The organism is Lentzea atacamensis (assembly GCF_003269295.1).
GTDB lineage: Bacteria > Actinomycetota > Actinomycetes > Mycobacteriales > Pseudonocardiaceae > Lentzea > Lentzea atacamensis.
On the sequence record NZ_QLTT01000003.1, the window covers coordinates 1 to 17,606 of the forward strand.

Consider the following 17,606-nt stretch of genomic DNA (forward strand, 5'->3'; position numbering starts at 1 on the left):
AAGCTCGGGATGCGCAGTCCCAGCGACTACGAGAATTCACTCCGAGCGGCTGCCTGAATCTCTTACGCCCCGTCCACCGTTCGGGGTGAACCTCACTCGAGGAACGTGCCCGCATCGCGCGCGAGATGCACGACGTCGTGGCGCACCACATGTCGATGGTGGTGGTCAGGTGTGAGACCGCGCCCTACCGCCTAAAGGGACTGAACGAGGAAGCCGAGCAGGAGTTCGCGGAACTCGGCCAGGCGGCGCGCGAGGCCATCACCGACATGCAACGCCTGCTGGGCGTGCTGCGGACCAACGGCCAGGAGCTGGAACGTGAGCCGCAGCCGGGCATCAGCCGCATTCCCGAGCTGGCGAGGCCCGGTGACGAGGCTGAGGTCGACGTGGACGACGTGCCGGAGGCGGTCGGGCTCACCGCGTACCGGATCGTGCAGGAGGCGCTCACGAACGCCACCAGGCACGCGCCCGGCTCGAAGGCGTCCGTCCACGTGCACAGGAACGACGACCAGCTCGACGTGCTGGTGATCAACACCGCCGGGGGACCGTCGATGGGCGGTGGCAGCGGGCAGGGCCTGGTGGGCATGCGGGAACGGGTGGCGGTGCACGGTGGCACGCTGACCGTGAAGTCCACCGAGGACGGCGGGTTCATGGTGCGGGCGAGGATTCCGTTGGGGGACAAGTGATCAGGGTGGTCGTGGTCGACGACCAGGAGATGGTGCGCGAGGGGTTCTCCGCGCTGCTCGACTCGCAGGAGGACATCGAGGTCGTCGGTGCCGCGGGCAACGGCGTCGAGGGTGTCGCACTCGCGCGCAACGTCAAACCGGACGTCGTGCTGATGGACGTCCGGATGCCCGAGATGGACGGTCTCACGGCGACGCGGTTGTTGCTGGACGGCGCGGTGTCCACGAAGGTTCTCGTGCTGACCACGTTCGACCTGGACGACTACGTCTACGAGGCGTTGCAGGCCGGCGCGAGCGGGTTCCTGCTCAAGCACGCGCCCTCCCGTGAACTGCTCAACGCCGTCCGCGTTGTGGCGGCGGGAGAAGCGCTGCTGGCGCCGTCCATCACCAAGCGGCTGATCGAGGACTTCGTGAAGGCCCGCCGCGCCGACCGCGTCCGGCCGGCCCGGCTCGAGGTGCTGACCGAACGCGAGACCGAGATCCTCGTGCTGATCGCGCAGGGCCTGTCGAACACCGAGATCGCCGCGCACCTCGTGCTCGCCGAGCAGACGGTCAAGACGCACGTGAGCCGCGTGCTCACCAAACTCGGTCTCCGCGACCGCGCCCAGGCCGTGATCGCGGCTTACGAGAGCGGGCTCGTGGTACCGGGGTAGCAACGGCAAGACAGCACGCCGGAGGGACGATCTCGCAGGTGTCGTCTTCCTAGTTTCGGTTCATGCGCCGAGCCGTCCTGTTCCTCCTGCTGATCGCCGTTCCGTCGGTCACGCCGTCGATCGCTCAGTGGCGTGCCGACGTCGCCCGCCGGGTCGCGATCGTCGGTGATCTCGCCACCGCGCGCGACGTCGTGATCGTCGTGCCCGGGTCCGATGTGGACGTCGACAGGTTCGACCGCACCGTCGGGAAGATGGCGACCAACCTGTACGAGCAGGCGCACCGCGACGACCTCGCGGTGATCGCCTGGCTCGGATACCGGACGCCGCAGGGGCTCGGGGTCGACGCCGCGACCGGTGGGCTGGCCCGAACGGGCGCGGCCGCGCTGGTGGAGTTCGTGCGCGCTTTGCACATCAACGCGCGCATCCACGTCTTCGGGCACAGCTACGGCTCGGTCGTCGTCGGACTTGCGGCGCACGAGCTCGACGTGGCCGACATCGTGTTCACCGGAAGTCCTGGTGTGCGGGCGAAGTCCGTTGCGGAGCTGGGGACCAAGGCCGAGGTGTGGGCGATCAGGTCCAGCGGCGACTGGATGCGGTTCGTCCCCGGCATCAGGCTCGGCGACCTCGGCCACGGCACCGACCCGGCGGGCGCCGGCTTCGGCGCCACGGTGCTGCGGTTCGAGGGCGGGAAACACGACACCTATTACGAACCCGGGAGCGATACGCTTATGGCGCTCGTCCGGATTGCTTCGGGGGAGAGGCCGTGAGAAATCCATTTGTCGACACCGTGCGTGCGATCGCCGTCGTCACGGTGGTGCTCGGCCACTGGCTCGTGACCGCGCTCGTGGACACACCGACGGGCATGTACATAGACAGCCCGCTCAAGCACTTGCCCGAGCTGACACCGGTGTCGTGGGTGCTGCAAACGCTGGGCTTGTTCTTCTTCGTGGGCGGCTACGCGGCCGCTCGCTCGCAGACACCCTTCCTCGTCAGGCTGAAGCAGCTCGCGGTACCAACGCTGCTGATGCTCGGCGCGTGGGCGGCTGTGCTCTTCGGACTGTCGATGCGCGGTGTCGACCAGGGCACGGCCTACAACATCGGTTACCTGGTCACGACACCGCTGTGGTTCATCATCGTCCACCTGGTCCTGCTGGCGCTGAAACCGTTGGTGCGCAAGCTGGACGAGTACTCGTGGGGTGTGCTCGTCCCGGTCGCGCTGGTGCTGGTGCTCCCGTACGCGGTGTGGTGGGCGGCCTGGCAGCTCGGCCACTCGCTGGCGCGCAGGAGGATCCCCGGTCCGCCACTGCTCGTCCTGGGCGTGCTCGGGTACGCGTTGCTGACGAGGTACGGCGGCTATCCGCTGTCGGCGGTCGGCATTCCGGGCGCGACCGTCTCCAACCTGAACCCGCCGAACTACGCGACCCTCGCGCTCGCGTTCGCCCAGATCGGCCTGGTGCTCACGATCGCGCCGTGGCTCACCCGGCTCGGCACGGCGAAACCCGTGCGGTGGCTGAACGAGCGAGCGCTCGGGATCTTCCTGGCGCACCAGAGCGCGCTGATCACCGTGACGCTGGCGCTCAGCGCGTGGGGCCCGCTGCCGGGGCTGCAGCAGCCACCAGATCATCCGGGCTGGGTGTGGCAACGACTGCTGTGGCTGCCGGTGTGCGCGGCTGTGACCTGGGGATGGCTCCGAGCACTGCGAGGCCGATCGCCGCGGCGTGCAGCACCACCACCGGAGGAGTCGGTTCCAGCGCCAGCATCGGCGGAACGCACGCCAGCGCCGTGAGCAGCCACGGCAACCGGGTGTCGCAGCTGCCGGTGCGGGCCGTGTGGATCAGGTACCAGCCGAGCAGGAGGTGGATGACGTTCTGCAGCGGGTCCACCGGCAGCAGCACCAGCGTCCCGTCGCCGAGGAACCCGCTCACCACGAAGCCGAGCACGCCGAGCGTTCCGAACACCACACCCATCGCGGTCGCGAGCCGGGTGCGGTGCGACTCGTGCGAGAGCCGCGGGAACTTGACCATGCGCGACTCGAACCGGTGGAACAGCAGGACGAGCGGCACGAGCAGGAACACCAGCCAGATCGGCGCGTGCGACAGCCCGAGCAACCCGACGACCGCTCCGACCCCGCCCAGATAGGCGAGGTACACCGTCATCGGTGCCCGGCGCGCGAAGTTCACGACGTGCCACGAACGGCCTTCCAGCCACGTGGTGACTCGCCCGCGGGCGAGCAGCGCCAGGCACACCTGCGCCACCCCGAGCACCATCATCGAGCGGGGGTAGTCGCTGAAGAACACGAGCGCGGGCAACGTGATCGCGCCGAGCGCCGCCAGCACCCGCCGGGAGACCTTCTGCAGCGTGCCGTCGGCGTAGAAGAACCCGAGCTGCTGCATCAGCAACGCGCCGACGATCAGGTTCGCGTACCCGCCGGTCTTCCAGTCCGTCGAGGTGCGCGCGACCTCGACGACGAGCGTCACCAGCATCAGCACGAACGGCGTGGTGCGGCGGAAGTGCTCGTGCAGCCACGCGGCGGCGGGCGTGGCGGCCACCGCGAGCAGGTAGACGCCGAGGAACCACAACGGGTGCGTGATCAGGCGGCTGTACGCGTCGACCTTGACGTCCAACAGGTTCAACGCGGCGAACAGCACGACCCACAGCAGCACGAACGCGAGCACCGGCCGCAGCAGCCACGACGTCCGGCTCGACACCCAGCAGCCGAAGCCGCCCTCGTGCGCCTGCCACGACCGCAGGTTCGCGTGCCCGCCCGCGAAGAAGAACAACGGCACCGCCTGCAACGTCCACAACCACGGCGTGCCGACACCTCTGAGGTGCGCGAGCGTCGCGACGGTCTCGCCGAGGACGAGCAGCCCCGTGCTGAAGAGCCGCAGGAAGGTCGCGTACCGATCCTGCTGGACGTGTGCCAGCACCAGGGGCAACGAGTTCGCGCTCGCGGACACGTCGTCGCGGCGGCGGCCGTGCAGGCGCGCCAGCAGCAGGAACACCACTACCGCACTGCCGAACGCCCACGCGACCACGGGTTCGTGGCCCGGCGGTCCCCACCGCTGGCGCCACGAGTTGAACTTCAGCCCCATCGCGTAGGTCTCTGCGACCGCGTGACAGGTCTGCTCGGCACCGCGGGGGTTCACCCGGCACTGCGCGTGCAGGTCCTTCGCCAGCCTGTCGTCCAGCTCCCTGCGCGCGTCCGGCCCGAGCGGATCACCCTTGTGCTCGGCATAGCGCAACAGGTCGTAGCCCAGGTCGTGCGCACGGCACGCGGCGCTGAAGTCCCACTCGGTGTCGCCGGCGGGTCCCGAGCAACCACCGGAGGCGTCGACCACCCGCAGCGTCCCGTCCGCCACCCGCACCGTCTTGGGATCACGACCCGTCTGCTGGGCGAAGTCCAACGGCAGGTCGAGCTGCGGGTCGTGGGTCGCCGACGGCTTGATGAACGCGTTGACGGCGTTGAACGCGGCCGCCACGTCACCGCTGGGCGGCACGCCGTTGTCGTCGCTCGCCGGACGTGACGCGATCACTCCGCACACGAACACCGCGAGCGTGATCACCGTGAACCGGAACCAGGCCGGGAGCCGGAGGAGGAGTTTGCGCGCACCCATTGTCGCGACAGGTTACGGAACGGTCTCGGCCGTTCGCCAGTTCGCCAGGTCAGCCGTCGTCTAGGAGGTCACGACGGCCGGCGTGAGCGATGCCAGCGCCATGCGAGACAACAGGGCGGCCATCTGGTCGCGGTCGAGATGCGCGCTGTGCGGCGTCGAGTTGATCAACCCGAACACCGCGTGCGCCGCAGCCCGCGCGGTCGGCTCGTCGAAGTCCGGCACGGTCCGCCGGATCGTCTCCACCCACACCTCGACGTAGCGCCGCTGCAGAGCGCGCACCCGCCTCCGGTCGGGGTCGGTGAGGTTGGCGAGGTTGCGCATCTGCACGGTGATCAGCGCCGGGTCGTCCAGCGCGAAGTCGACGTGCCAGCCGATCAGCGCCTGCAACGCCTCGTCGGGGCTCGACGCCGCGTCCACGCGCGCCTGGCCGCCGTCCAGCAGCCGTTCGGAGATCGACGTCAGCATCTCGCCGAGCATCGCGTCCTTGCTCCGGAAGTGCCGGTACAGGGCGGGGCCTGAGATGCCGACGGCGGCGCCGATGTCGTCGATGCCCACGCCGTGGAAGCCGTGCCGCGCGAAGAGCTCGGCCGCGGCGGTGAGGATCTGGTCCCGACGTGAGGGTTTCTCAGCCACACGGGGAGGTTAGCAGCCGTTTACCTAGTCGTCCGATGGGTGGAATTTCCGCAGGTAGCAAGCCTCGGTTGTTGACTCTTGACCAATGCTTCACACGGGTCTTACCCATGGGTAACCATTGGCGTGCAATGCATCACATCCCTGCGGCCCCTTCGGGAGTCTTCGATGCGTCCTGCTCACCTCATCGCCTCAGTGGTCACCGCCGCTGCGGCCGTCATCGCGCTCGCCAATCCCGCGAGCGCCGCTGCTGTCAACTACGTCGCCCTCGGCGACTCGTACGCGTCCGGGCTGGGCACAGGCTCGTACGACGGTGCGAGCGGCAGCTGCAAGCGAGGTCCGCTCGCCTATCCGGCCCTGTGGGCGGCGGCGACAGCGCCCGCGAGCTTCAGGTCCCTCGCCTGCTCGGGAGCGCGCACGGGTGACGTCATCAACCAGGCCGCGGCGGTGACGACGTCGACGAACCTCGTCACGGTGCAGGTCGGCGGCAACGACGCGGGCTTCACCGATGTGATCACGACCTGCACGTTCGGGTCGGACCAGGACTGCGTCAACCGGGTGAACCAGTCGAAGGCCTACATCGCGAACACCCTTCCCGGCCTGCTCAACAACGTCTACGGCACGGTCAGGTCGAAGTCCCCGTCGGCGCGCGTGGTCGTGCTCGGCTACCCGCGCATCTACAAGGTGCCCGGCACGTGCAACGTGGGTCTGAGCGACACGAAGCGGGCCGCGATCAACTCCGGTTCGGACGCGCTGCACAACACCATCAGCGCGCGGGCCGCGGCGGCCGGGTTCAGCTACATCGACGTGCGCGGGGCGTTCACCGGGCACGAGATCTGCTCGTCGAGTTGGTGGCTCAACAGCCTGAGCTGGCCGGTCGACGAGTCGTACCACCCGAACCGCGCTGGCCACCAGAGCGGTTACCTGCCCGCATTGCGGGCGGTCATCGGCTAGATTCCGGAACGTGAGAGTGCCTTATCTGGTCCTTGACCTGCGGTCTGGTCACTCTCGAGCCGTTCCTGTGGACCGCTAGGTTAGCGGGCGCTAACATGGCTTTGTTAACGCCCGCTAACCTGAGGTCAGGGGAGCATGGACGCACCTGTCCTGCGCAGCGCCGCCGAGCCGTCGGACCGCTACGCCAAGGAGCACACCGCGCTCGTCGACGAGCTGCGCGGCAAGCTCGCCACCGCCGCTCTCGGCGGTCCTGAGAAGGCACGTCAGCGTCACGTCGACCGCGGCAAGCTGCTGCCGCGCGAGCGGGTGGACACGCTGGTCGACCCCGGCTCTCCGTTCCTGGAGCTGTCGCCGCTGGCCGCGAACGGCATGTACGGCGACGAGGCACCGGCCGCGGGCATCATCACCGGCGTCGGGCGGGTCTCCGGCCGTGAGTGCGTGATCGTCGCGAACGACGCCACGGTCAAGGGCGGCACCTACTACCCGATCACGGTCAAGAAGCACCTGCGCGCGCAGGAAGTCGCGCTGCAGAACAACCTGCCGTGCATCTACCTGGTCGACTCCGGCGGCGCGTTCCTGCCCAAGCAGGACGACGTGTTCCCGGACCGTGAGCACTTCGGCCGGATCTTCTACAACCAGGCCACGATGTCGGCGCGCGGGATCCCGCAGATCGCCGCCGTGCTCGGGTCGTGCACCGCGGGTGGCGCGTACGTGCCGGCGATGAGCGACGAGGCGATCATCGTCCGGAACCAGGGCACGATCTTCCTCGGCGGCCCGCCGCTGGTGAAGGCCGCGACCGGTGAGGTCGTCTCAGCTGAAGACCTGGGTGGCGGTGACCTGCACTCGCGCACCTCCGGCGTCACCGACCACCTCGCGGAGAACGACGCGCACGCGCTGCGGATGGTCCGCTCGATCGTCTCGACGCTCGGGCCGCGCGTGCAGCGCCCCTGGGACGTCGCGCCGGTCGAGGCACCGGTCGTCGACTCCGACCTGTACGGCGTCGTGCCGACGGACTCCCGGACGCCCTACGACGTGCGTGAGGTGATCGCGCGGATCGTGGACGGCTCGAAGTTCCAGGAGTTCAAGAAGGAGTACGGGCAGACGCTGGTCACCGGCTTCGCCCGCATCCACGGGCACCCGGTCGGGATCATCGCCAACAACGGCATCCTGTTCGGCGAGTCCGCGGTGAAGGGTGCGCATTTCATCCAGCTGTGCGACAAGCGTTCCGTGCCGCTGGTGTTCCTGCAGAACATCACCGGGTTCATGGTCGGCCGCGAGTACGAGGCGGGTGGCATCGCCAAGCACGGCGCCAAGATGGTCACCGCGGTGGCCTGTGCGCGCGTCCCCAAGTTCACCGTGATCATCGGTGGCTCGTTCGGTGCCGGCAACTACTCGATGTGCGGCCGGGCGTACTCGCCGCGGTTCCTGTGGATGTGGCCGAACGCGCGCATTTCCGTGATGGGCGGCGAGCAGGCGGCATCGGTGCTGGCGACGGTCCGCCGCGACCAGCTCGGCGACGAGTGGTCGGCGGAGGACGAGGAGGCGTTCAAGGCGCCGATCCGCCAGCAGTACGAGGACCAGGGCAACCCGTACTACTCGACCGCGCGGCTGTGGGACGACGGCGTGATCGACCCGCGCGACACCCGCATGGTGCTCGGGCTGGCGTTGTCCGCCGCGGCGAACGCCCCCATCGACGATGTTTCCTACGGCGTCTTCCGGATGTGATCATGTTCGACAGCGTTCTGGTGGCGAACCGCGGGGAGATCGCGGTTCGGGTGATCCGCGCGTTGCGGTCGCTCGGGATCCGTTCCGTCGCCGTGTACTCCGACGCGGACGCCGATGCGTTGCACGTCCGGCTGGCCGACGAGGCCGTGCGGATCGGGCCCGCGGCGGCTCGCGAGAGCTACCTGTCCATCGAGAAGATCGTCGCTGCCGCCGTTTCCACCGGGGCGCAGGCGATCCACCCCGGTTACGGCTTCCTCGCCGAGAACACGGCGTTCGCGGCGGCTTGTGACGCTGCCGGCGTGGTGTTCGTCGGTCCGCCCGCGGCGGCCATCGACGCGATGGGCGACAAGATCCGCGCGAAGCTGACGGTGTCGGCGGCGGGAGTTCCCGTGGTGCCGGGCCGCACTCGCGAGGGGATGTCCGACGACGAGATCGTCGACGCGGCTCTGGAGATCGGTTTTCCCGTGCTGCTCAAGCCTTCCGCCGGTGGTGGTGGCAAGGGCATGCGGCTGGTGCACGAGGAACCGGCGCTGCGCGAGGCGATCGAGTCGGCGCGGCGTGAGGCGCGCGGGTCTTTCGGTGACGACACGCTGCTGATCGAACGGTTCATCACGAACCCGCGCCACATCGAGATCCAGGTGCTCGCCGACTCCCACGGCAACGTGATCCACCTCGGTGAGCGCGAGTGCAGCCTGCAGCGGCGGCACCAGAAGATCATCGAAGAGGCGCCGTCGCCGTTCCTCACGCCGGAGGTGCGCGAGGCGATGGGGTCCGCGGCGGTCGACGCGGCCCGCTCGGTCGGGTACGTCGGTGCGGGCACCGTCGAGTTCATCGTGGACGGGGCGTCCGGCGACTACTTCTTCATGGAGATGAACACCCGGCTGCAGGTCGAGCACCCCGTGACCGAGATGGTCACCGGCGTCGACCTCGTCGAGTGGCAGCTCCGCGTCGCCGCGGGCGAGGTGCTGGACCTCTCCGTGGAGCTGACCGGGCACTCGGTCGAGGCACGGGTCTACGCGGAGGACCCGGCGCGCGGCTTCCTGCCGACCGGTGGCCGGGTGCTGGCGTTGCGCGAGCCGACCGACGTCCGCGTGGACTCCGGTCTGTACGAGGGACTTGTCGTCGGTTCGGACTACGACCCGATGCTCGCCAAGGTGATCGCGCACGGCCGCACCCGCGAGGAAGCGTTGCGGCGCCTGGATCACGCGCTGGGGCAGATGGTGCTGCTCGGCGTCACGACGAACATCCCGTTCCTGCGGGCACTCCTGCGCGATCCGGACGTTCGTTCCGGCGCGCTGGACACCGGCCTGGTCGAGCGGAAACTGGACTCGTTGACCACGGCCGAGATTCCGGACGACGTGTACGTGGCGGCCGGTCTGGAACGGTCGATGGAACCACGTGGCGACGACCCGTGGGACCAGCTGTCCGGGTGGCGCGTCGGCGAGCACGCGTGGACGACGTGGCGGATCAACGACGTCGACGTGCGGGTTCGAGGGGACGAAGTCGTTGTGGGAGCGGGAGAACCGGTCCGTGCGCGGGCTCGCCGGGAAGGCGCCGACCTGCTCGTCGGATCGCGCCGGTACGCGATCGCGCGCGACGGAGACGTGCTGTGGCTCGGTCACGACGGCGCCTCCTGGGCGTTGACCGAGGCCGAGTTCCTGGTCGGCGCCTCCGGTGGCGCGGCGGCCTCCGGTGGTCCGGTGAAGTCGCCGATGCCCGGCACCGTTCTGGTGGTGCGGGCGTCGCAGGGCGACGAGGTGACCGCCGGTCAAGCGTTGTTCGTGGTCGAGGCCATGAAGATGGAGCACACCGTCACCGCACCCGTCGACGGCGTGCTCGCGGAAGTGAACGTGCAAGCAGGCCAGCAGGTCGCACTCGACCAGGTGCTGGCTCTCGTCGTCTCTCACGAGGAGTGACACCGATGTTGGACTTCAGGCTCCCGAGCGAGTACGAGGACCTGCGCAAGACCGTCGAGGAGTTCGCTCGCGACGAGGTGGCCCCGGTCATCGGCGACTACTACGAGCGGTGCGAGTTCCCTTACCCGATCGTGGCGAAGATGGGCGCGATGGGCCTGCTCGGCCTGCCGTTCCCCGAAGAGCACGGCGGCATGGGTGGCGACTACTTCGCGCTGTGCGTGACGCTGGAGGAGCTCGCGCGCGTCGACTCGTCCGTCGCGATCACGGTGGAGGCGGCGACCTCGCTGGGCGCGATGCCGATCTACCGCTTCGGCACCGACGAGCAGAAGGCCGAGTGGCTGCCGTCGCTCACCTCCGGGCAGAAGCTGGGCGCGTTCGGCCTGACCGAACCGGGCAGCGGTTCGGACGCGGGTGCGCTGGCCACGACGGCCCGCCTCGAGGGCGACGAGTGGGTCATCAACGGCACCAAGGCGTTCATCACGAACTCCGGCACGGACATCACCGGCCTGGTGACGGTCGCCGCGGTCACCGGCACACTGCCGGACGGCCGCAAGGAGATCTCCTCGATCATCGTCCCGTCCGGCACCCCGGGCTTCACGGTGTCGAAGAAGTACTCCAAGGTCGGCTGGTGCGCCTCGGACACCCGTGAACTGTCCTTCCAGGACTGCCGTGTGCCCGCCGCGAACCTGCTCGGCACGCGCGGCCGCGGTTTCGCCCAGTTCCTGCGGACGCTGGACGAGGGCCGCGTCGCCATCGCCGCGCTGTCCGTCGGCCTCGCCCAGGGCTGTGTCGACGAGTCGATCCGCTACGCCCACGAGCGCGAGACGTTCGGGGCGAAGATCGGCACGTACCAGGCGATCCAGTTCAAGATCGCCGAGATGGAGGCCCGCGTGCACACCGCGCGGCTGGCCTACTACGAGGCTGCGTCCCGGATGCTGCGCGGTGAGCCGTTCAAGAAGCAGGCCGCGATCGCCAAGCTGGTGTCGTCCGAAGCGGCGATGGACAACGCCCGTGACGCGACGCAGATCTTCGGCGGCTACGGCTTCATGAACGAGTACCCGGTCGGCCGCTTCTACCGCGACGCCAAGATCCTGGAGATCGGCGAGGGCACCTCCGAGGTGCAGAAGATGCTGATCGCCCGCGAGCTCGGCCTGTAGCCGGAGCGGGGGCCGCCGGAGCGGCCCCCACCCGGTCAGATGTTCAGGTAGACGCGGGAGAAGGTGCCCGCGACGTTGTGCGTGGTCGAGCCGGACACGACCGTGACCTCGTCGTAGGACATGCTCACCAGCACGACGTGCTGACCCTTGGGGCACGTCAGGGTCGGCGCCGGCGGGGTGATCGTCAGCTGGCCGCTGACCTCGCCGAGCAGGCTGACCTTGAACTTGCCCGTGGCGGACAGCGCGCTCACGACCTGTGTCTTCTTGGGGTCGGACGGGAAGTTGCCGCCGTGGTTCTGGCACGCGTACACGGCGGTCATCTTGGCCGCGGTCTGCACCGTCACGGAGGCGCCGACGTTCGGGAAGCCACCGATCCGGAAGCTCACGGTCAGGGCACCGGCATCACTCGGTGCGGACGCCGTGGCGGTCAGCACCACGGCAGCCGAGGCCGGGGTCGCGGAGACGAACGCCAGTGCGGCCGCGGCGAGCACGGCCAGGATCTTGCGCATGGGAAGGGGACTCCTGCTCAGGGGGGATCGTTGCGCCATTCGGCCCAGCGATCCTAGAGATGTGCGGAGTCGTTCCCGGTCAATCCGTGATCACCAGATCGGTTAGATCTTGGGGACCGCCCGGTCGATGATCGCGGCGAAGTCGGTGGACCTGGGCAGCGTGCCGAACGCGACTCCCCAGTCCCCGCCGAGCCGTGAGCCCAGGAACGCGTCCGCGACCGCGGGATGCCCGTGCTTGACCAGCAGGGCACCCTGCAGGATCAGCGCCATCTTCTCGACGACCCGGCGTGCCTGGGACTCGTCCACATCGGACAACGTCGTGCCGAGCTCGTTGAGCGCCTTGTCGATCCGCGCGTCGACGCCCGTGACGACGGCCAGGAACTCCTGCACCGACTCGGGTTCCTTCTTCATCGCGCGCAGGACGTCCAACGCTGCGACGTTGCCGGAACCCTCCCAGATCGACATCAGCGGCGACTCGCGGAACAGCCGCGGCATGCCGCTGTCCTCGATGTAACCGTTGCCGCCCAGGCACTCCAACGCCTCGGCCGCGTGCACCGGGCCCCGCTTGCACACCCAGTACTTGGTGACGGCGAGCCCGAGCCTCGGCCGGTGCTGCGCCAGCCACATCGCGGCCGTGGTCGCGGCCTCGGACTCGATCGCGAGGTCCGCCAGCACGTTGCGCATCGCCGGCTGGTCGACGAGGTACTTCCCGAACGCCTTGCGGTGCGCGGCGTGGTGGGCCGCCTGCCGGAGCCCGGCGCGCATGCCCGCCGCCGACCCGAGCACGCAGTCGAGGCGCGTCATGTTGACCATCTCGATGATCGTCCGGACACCGCGGCCCTCGTCGCCGACGCGGAGTGCGAAGGCCTCGTCGTACTCGATCTCGGCGGAGGCGTTGGACCTGTTACCCAGCTTGTCCTTCAGCCGCTGCAGGAAGAACCGGTTGCGCGTGCCGTCCGGCAGCACCCGCGGCACCAGGAAGCACGTGAGCCCGCCGGGGGCCTGCGCCAGCGTCAGGAACACATCGGACATCGGCGCCGAGGTGAACCACTTGTGGCCGGTGAGGACATAGCCGTCGCCGACCGGCTTGGCGACCGTGGTGTTCGCGCGGACGTCCGATCCGCCCTGCTTCTCGGTCATCGACATGCCGGCGATCAGGCCCCGTTTCGTGAGGGGTGCCTTGAGGCCGAAGTCGTAGTCGCGGGCCGTCAGCAGCGGTTCGTAGACCTTCGCCAGTTCCGGCGCCACGCGCAAAGCGGGCACGGCCGCGTAAGTCATCGAAATCGGGCAGCCGTGGCCCGCCTCGACCTGCGACCACACGTAGAACCGGGCCGCGCGCTCGAGGTGACCACCGTCGACATATGCGTGCAACCCGTGTGTAACCGCGACGTTCATCAGGTCGTGCCACGCAGGGTGGAACTCAACCTCGTCGATCCGGTGGCCGTACCGGTCGTGCGTGCGCAGGACGGGTGGGTAGGTGTTCGCGAGCCTCCCGCGCTCCTGCCACTCGTCGCTGCCCGCGAGCCTGCCGAGTTCGTGCAGGTCGGCGTTGTCGACCCAGCTGAGCAGCGCTGGATCGTCCGCCACGTCGTGACCGCTCAGCGGCGGGACCTGGTTGGTCACCTCGTGCGTAGCCATGCCTCGCACGCTACTACTCGGTAGTAACTTTGGGCAGGGTGCGACGAAAGATCGCTGGCCCATTCGGGCTTTTGGGCGTGCCAACGGCGCTGACGAGGAATAACGTCGTTCTGGTGAGTGACCATGGGCACAGCACGGCCGTTGCTGCGTTGACCGCGCAGTACGCCGCGATGCGCGAAGGTGCGCCAGTGCGGCTCGCGAAGAAGACGTCGAACCTGTTCAGGTTCCGCGCCGATCAGTCGGGCGGGCTGGACGTCGGCAGGTTCGACCGGGTGCTGGCGGTGGACCCGGTCGGACGCACCGCGCAGGTGCAGGGCATGACCACCTACGAGAATCTCGTCGCCGCGACACTGCGCCACGGCTTGATGCCGCTGGTCGTGCCGCAGCTCAAAACCATCACGATCGGCGGCGCCGTCGCCGGTCTGGGCATCGAGTCCACGTCCTTCCGCAACGGACTGCCGCACGAGTCCGTGCGCGAGCTGGAGATCCTCACCGGCGACGGCGAGGTCGTGGTCTCCAAACCGGACGACGACCTGTTCCGCGCGTTCCCCAACTCCTACGGGACCCTGGGCTACGCGCTGCGGCTGGAGATCGAGCTGGAGCCGGTGCGCCAGTACGTCCGGCTGCGGCACGTGCCCTTCGGCTCCTTCGCCGAATGCGCCGCCGTCATCGAGGAGGTGTGTTCGGACGGTTCGGCGGACTTCGTCGACGGCACGGTGTTCTCCCGCGGCGAGATGTACCTGACGTTGGGCCACTACGTCGACATCGCGCCGTACACGTCCGACTACACCGGCAACCAGATCTACTACCGGTCCATCCAAAAGCGCCGCACGGACCACCTCACGATCCACGACTACCTGTGGCGCTGGGACACCGACTGGTTCTGGTGCTCCCGCGCGTTCGGAGCGCAGAACCCGGTGGTCCGCCGCCTGTGGCCGAAGCGCTACCTGCGCTCGGACGTGTACCGCAAGCTGGTGGCCAAGCACCGGCAGCTGCGACCGCGGGTCGACGTCGAACCGGTGATCCAGGACGTGGAGATCCCGGTCGGCGCGCTGCCGGACTTCCTCGACTTCTTCGACCGCGAGATCGGCATCTCGCCGGTGTGGCTGTGCCCGGTTCGGCTGCGCGACAACACGGGCTGGCCGCTGTACCCGATGAACCCGGACGTGCTGTACGTCAACGTCGGGTTCTGGTCGGAGGTCCCGGTGCGGCCGGGAGAACGCATGGGTGACCGCAACCGGCTGATCGAGCGCGAGGTGGCGCGGCTGGGCGGCCACAAGTCGCTGTACTCGGACTCCTACTACAGCGAGGACGAGTTCTGGCGGCACTACAACGGTTCGCAGTACCGGGCCGTGAAGTCCCGGTACGACCAGACGAACCGACTGCCTGATCTGTACGCCAAGTGTGTCAGGGGACGATGAATGCGGTTGGCCTCCATTTTCCAGAGCATCACGGGTGGCAGCGACGTTCGCTTCCAGGCCTACGACGGCAGTACCGCCGGCCCTTCGGCCGCGCCGGTGTCCATCGACATCAAGACCCCGGAAGCCCTGTCCTACCTGGCCTCGGCACCAGGTGAGCTCGGCCTTGCCCGTGCCTACGTGACCGGTCATCTGGAGATCCTCGGCGACGTGCACGCCGGTCTCTCCAGGCTCTCCGAGTTCTCCCTGCGGGAGCTCCCGTGGCTGCAACGCGTGGAACTGCTCCGCTTCCTGGGCAGGATCCGCTTGTCGCACAAGGTGTCTCCGCCTCCACAGGAGACCCGCCTGCGCGGCCTGCGTCACTCCAAGACCCGTGACCAGGCCGCCATCGCCCACCACTACGACGTGTCGAACCAGTTCTACGAGTGGATCCTCGGCCCGTCGATGGCCTACACCTGCGCGGTGTACCCGTCACCCGAGTCCACTTTGGAGGAGGCCCAGTTCGAGAAGCACGACCTGGTGGCGCGCAAGCTCGGCCTGAAGCCCGGCATGAGGCTGCTGGACGTGGGCTGCGGCTGGGGCGGCATGGTCATGCACGCGGCCCGCGAGTACGGCGTGCGCGCCATCGGCGTCACGTTGTCCCGCAACCAGGCCGAGTGGGCTCAGAAGGCCATCGTCGAGGCAGGACTGTCGGACCTGGCCGAGGTGCGCCACCTCGACTACCGCGACGTGCGGGAGACGGGCTTCGACGCGGTGTCGTCGATCGGCCTCACCGAGCACATCGGCAAGGCCAAGCTGCCCGGCTACTTCGCGTCCCTGTACCGGAAGCTGAAGCCGGGCGGACGGTTGCTGAACCACTGCATCACGCGACCGAACAACAAGGAGCGCTCGCTGTCCGGGCCGTTCATCAACCGGTACGTGTTCCCGGACGGTGAGCTGGTCGGGCCGGGGTACATCGTGTCGCAGATGCACGACACCGGGTTCGAGGTGCGGCACGAGGAGAACCTGCGTGAGCACTACTCGCTGACCCTGGCGGCCTGGGGGCGCAACCTGGAGTCGCACTGGGAGGAGGCCGTCGAGGAGGTCGGGGAGGCTCGGGCGCGGGTGTGGCGGTTGTACCTGGCGGCGTCGCGGCTCGGGTTCGACCGCAACAACATCCAGCTGCACCAGGTGCTCGGGGTGCGGCTGGATGGCACGAGGTCGCACATGCCGTTGAGGCCGACCTGGCTGTCCTGACGAGTGGCGGGCGGCGGATGCGCCGCCCGCCCAGGCCGTGTCCTGTACATCCCGTTCGACTATCGCGGACGAGACTTGCAGAACACGGCGTAGCCCTACGGTGCCGGCACGGGGAACGCCACCGGGCTGCGCCGCCCGTTCGCCGCGATCGCCCGCACCCCGAAGAACACGTTGTCCTTGGACAGGTCGACGGTGCGGGCGCCGACCGGCCCGAGCGGAATCCGGTGCGTCCAGTCCGCCGCGTCGGTGGGCCTCCACATCACCTCGTACCCGGCTGCCGCCGGATCGACGTCCCAGACCAGGTCCGTCTCGTTCGTGAGCCGATTGGTCCTGATGCGCACGTTCCGCGGTGTCCCCGGCGCGGTGGCTAGGGACCACAGGACGGCGGCGTTCACCCGAGCCACCCGCGTCATGTACCCGAAGTCGCAGAACTCGGGCAGGTCGCCGTACTGCACCCCGTTCTCCACCCGGACGTCCTGGTGCTGGTGCGCGTAGTCCTCGTGCGGCTCGGTGAACCGCGCGGCGGGGAATCCCCGCTCCAGGAACGGGATGTGGTCACCTCCCCGCAGGTACCGGTCGCGCCGGTGGATCACCTCGACCTTCATCCCGGTGCCCGCGAGGTCCGTGACGAACCGCGCGAGCTGTCTGCTCGGCGAGTCGTTCTCCCCGCCGACCGACCGCCGGATCGCAGCCTGTTCAGGGGTTTCAGAGGTGGGTACGCCTTCCGCGAACAACCGCACGACGTCTCTCGCGCCGGCGGGAGCGGCACCGACGATGTCGTTGGTGAACATCCCCTGCACCCCGGTCAGCTTCGACGCCAGGTGCGCCGCGCCGTACAACCCCTGCTCCTCACCGGCGACCGCGGCGAAGATGATCGTCGCGTCCACGTCCCGCGTCGCGAGGACCCGCGCGATCTCCACGACCGCCGCCACGCCGGACGCGTCGTCGTCGGCTCCTGGAGCGTCTTTCACGGCGTCCAGCGGGTCGGACGCACGCGAGTCGTAGTGCCCGGACACCACGTAGATCCTCGACGGGTCCTTCGAGCCTCTCAGCGTCGCCAGGACGTTGGTGATGGTCGTGGCCACCGGAATTCGCGGTGACGGCGGTTGTACGAACGACTGCAGCTCCACGGCCAGCTCGCCGGGGTAGGAGCGCAGCTCCTGGAAGATCCAGTCCCGCGCGGCCCCGATACCGCGCACCGGATCGGTCTGGCTGGACAGGGTGTGGCGGGTGCCGAACGACACCAGCTTGCGCACCGACGCCTCGATCCGCCGCTGGTCGATCTCGGTCAGGACGCGCCGCAGCTCGCGGTCGGGTCGCTGCGGGGTGGTGCGGCGGCCGGGGCCGGTCGGCCACTCGGGTGCCGCCGCTGCAGGTGCACTGGTCGGGGTAACGGCCGCGACCGCGGGGCTCATCGCCGCCGCGGTCATGAACTGTCGTCGACTGGGCATCACCCCGGTCTAGACCTGATGGGCC

14 protein-coding genes and 1 pseudogene are annotated in these 17,606 nt (G+C 68.9%); 10 read left to right on the plus strand and 5 right to left on the minus strand.

Features of this window, described 5'->3' with window-relative positions; translation table 11 throughout:
• Positions 1-113: 113 nt before the first annotated feature.
• The 4 genes from C8D87_RS14890 (at position 114) to C8D87_RS48865 (ending at position 3,119) form a co-directional block, all read left to right on the plus strand.
• A complete protein-coding gene (locus C8D87_RS14890) occupies positions 114-683 on the plus strand; it encodes a sensor histidine kinase (RefSeq protein WP_267899870.1) in 570 nt (189 codons plus the stop codon).
• Positions 680-1,333 carry a response regulator gene (locus C8D87_RS14895; protein WP_112227098.1) on the plus strand — a complete coding sequence of 218 codons (654 nt, stop codon included), beginning with the start codon at positions 680-682 and terminating at the stop codon, positions 1,331-1,333. Before C8D87_RS14890 ends, C8D87_RS14895 begins: the two co-directional genes overlap by 4 nt.
• 62 nt (positions 1,334-1,395) lie before the next feature.
• Positions 1,396-2,100 (plus strand): alpha/beta hydrolase, encoded by a 705-nt coding sequence (locus C8D87_RS14900; protein WP_112227099.1) that lies wholly within the window; start codon positions 1,396-1,398, stop codon positions 2,098-2,100.
• Positions 2,097-3,119, plus strand: coding sequence for an acyltransferase family protein (locus C8D87_RS48865; protein ID WP_325049672.1), 1,023 nt, complete (start codon positions 2,097-2,099; stop codon positions 3,117-3,119). Before C8D87_RS14900 ends, C8D87_RS48865 begins: the two co-directional genes overlap by 4 nt.
• Before the next feature lie 1,363 nt (positions 3,120-4,482).
• Here C8D87_RS48865 and C8D87_RS48870 read toward each other — a convergent pair.
• Positions 4,483-4,947, minus strand: a pseudogene (locus tag C8D87_RS48870) (hypothetical protein); the annotation flags it as partial.
• Positions 4,948-5,007: 60 nt separating this feature from the next.
• Positions 5,008-5,580 (minus strand): SACE_7040 family transcriptional regulator, encoded by a 573-nt coding sequence (locus C8D87_RS14910; RefSeq protein ID WP_109639318.1) that lies wholly within the window; start codon positions 5,578-5,580, stop codon positions 5,008-5,010.
• A 165-nt stretch (positions 5,581-5,745) separates the two neighbouring features.
• Here C8D87_RS14910 and C8D87_RS14915 point away from each other — a divergent pair, with 165 nt between their 5' ends.
• The 4 genes from C8D87_RS14915 (at position 5,746) to C8D87_RS14930 (ending at position 11,329) form a co-directional block, all read left to right on the plus strand.
• Positions 5,746-6,531 carry an SGNH/GDSL hydrolase family protein gene (locus C8D87_RS14915; protein ID WP_112227101.1) on the plus strand — a complete coding sequence of 262 codons (786 nt, stop codon included), beginning with the start codon at positions 5,746-5,748 and terminating at the stop codon, positions 6,529-6,531.
• Positions 6,532-6,666: 135 nt separating this feature from the next.
• Positions 6,667-8,256 (plus strand): carboxyl transferase domain-containing protein, encoded by a 1,590-nt coding sequence (locus tag C8D87_RS14920; RefSeq protein ID WP_109639320.1) that lies wholly within the window; start codon positions 6,667-6,669, stop codon positions 8,254-8,256.
• 2 nt (positions 8,257-8,258) lie between these two features.
• Positions 8,259-10,172, plus strand: a complete 1,914-nt coding sequence (locus tag C8D87_RS14925; protein ID WP_109639379.1) for an acetyl/propionyl/methylcrotonyl-CoA carboxylase subunit alpha — start codon at positions 8,259-8,261, stop codon at positions 10,170-10,172.
• Between the two features lie 5 nt (positions 10,173-10,177).
• The gene (locus C8D87_RS14930) at positions 10,178-11,329 is read left to right on the plus strand and encodes an acyl-CoA dehydrogenase family protein (RefSeq protein ID WP_109639380.1); all 1,152 of its coding nucleotides are present in this window, start codon (positions 10,178-10,180) and stop codon (positions 11,327-11,329) included.
• 35 nt (positions 11,330-11,364) lie between these two features.
• Here the strand turns inward: C8D87_RS14930 and C8D87_RS14935 are convergent, their stop codons facing one another.
• Complete coding sequence (locus C8D87_RS14935; RefSeq protein WP_109639321.1) at positions 11,365-11,838, minus strand: hypothetical protein; 474 nt, start codon at positions 11,836-11,838, stop codon at positions 11,365-11,367.
• Positions 11,839-11,940: 102 nt separating this feature from the next.
• Entirely contained in the window at positions 11,941-13,476 is a 1,536-nt protein-coding gene (locus C8D87_RS14940; protein WP_112227102.1) for an acyl-CoA dehydrogenase family protein, read from the minus strand.
• 170 nt (positions 13,477-13,646) lie between these two features.
• On the opposite strand from C8D87_RS14940, the gene C8D87_RS14945 reads away from it, so the two are divergent.
• Both C8D87_RS14945 and C8D87_RS14950 read left to right on the plus strand, forming a co-directional pair.
• Complete coding sequence (locus tag C8D87_RS14945; protein ID WP_109639381.1) at positions 13,647-14,897, plus strand: FAD-binding oxidoreductase; 1,251 nt, start codon at positions 13,647-13,649, stop codon at positions 14,895-14,897.
• Complete coding sequence (locus tag C8D87_RS14950) at positions 14,898-16,130, plus strand: class I SAM-dependent methyltransferase (RefSeq protein WP_112227103.1); 1,233 nt, start codon at positions 14,898-14,900, stop codon at positions 16,128-16,130.
• A 95-nt stretch (positions 16,131-16,225) separates the two neighbouring features.
• Here C8D87_RS14950 and C8D87_RS14955 read toward each other — a convergent pair whose 3' ends face one another.
• The gene (locus tag C8D87_RS14955) at positions 16,226-17,581 is read right to left on the minus strand and encodes a M20/M25/M40 family metallo-hydrolase (RefSeq protein ID WP_112227104.1); all 1,356 of its coding nucleotides are present in this window, start codon (positions 17,579-17,581) and stop codon (positions 16,226-16,228) included.
• Between the last annotated feature and the right edge of the window lie 25 nt (positions 17,582-17,606).

What these genes read in the sequence shown, in the direction of transcription:
- C8D87_RS14900 (WP_112227099.1), top strand. Translation starts at nt 1,396, where the DNA reads ATGCGCCGAGCCGTCCTGTTCCTCCTGCTGATCGCCGTTCCGTCGGTC.
- C8D87_RS14915 (WP_112227101.1), top strand. Translation starts at nt 5,746, where the DNA reads ATGCGTCCTGCTCACCTCATCGCCTCAGTGGTCACCGCCGCTGCGGCC.
- C8D87_RS14920 (WP_109639320.1), top strand. Translation starts at nt 6,667, where the DNA reads ATGGACGCACCTGTCCTGCGCAGCGCCGCCGAGCCGTCGGACCGCTAC.
- C8D87_RS14925 (WP_109639379.1), top strand. Translation starts at nt 8,259, where the DNA reads ATGTTCGACAGCGTTCTGGTGGCGAACCGCGGGGAGATCGCGGTTCGG.
- C8D87_RS14930 (WP_109639380.1), top strand. Translation starts at nt 10,178, where the DNA reads ATGTTGGACTTCAGGCTCCCGAGCGAGTACGAGGACCTGCGCAAGACC.
- C8D87_RS14935 (WP_109639321.1), bottom strand. Translation starts at nt 11,838, where the DNA reads ATGCGCAAGATCCTGGCCGTGCTCGCCGCGGCCGCACTGGCGTTCGTC.
- C8D87_RS14940 (WP_112227102.1), bottom strand. Translation starts at nt 13,476, where the DNA reads ATGGCTACGCACGAGGTGACCAACCAGGTCCCGCCGCTGAGCGGTCAC.
- C8D87_RS14945 (WP_109639381.1), top strand. Translation starts at nt 13,647, where the DNA reads ATGCGCGAAGGTGCGCCAGTGCGGCTCGCGAAGAAGACGTCGAACCTG.
- C8D87_RS14950 (WP_112227103.1), top strand. Translation starts at nt 14,898, where the DNA reads ATGCGGTTGGCCTCCATTTTCCAGAGCATCACGGGTGGCAGCGACGTT.
- C8D87_RS14955 (WP_112227104.1), bottom strand. Translation starts at nt 17,581, where the DNA reads ATGCCCAGTCGACGACAGTTCATGACCGCGGCGGCGATGAGCCCCGCG.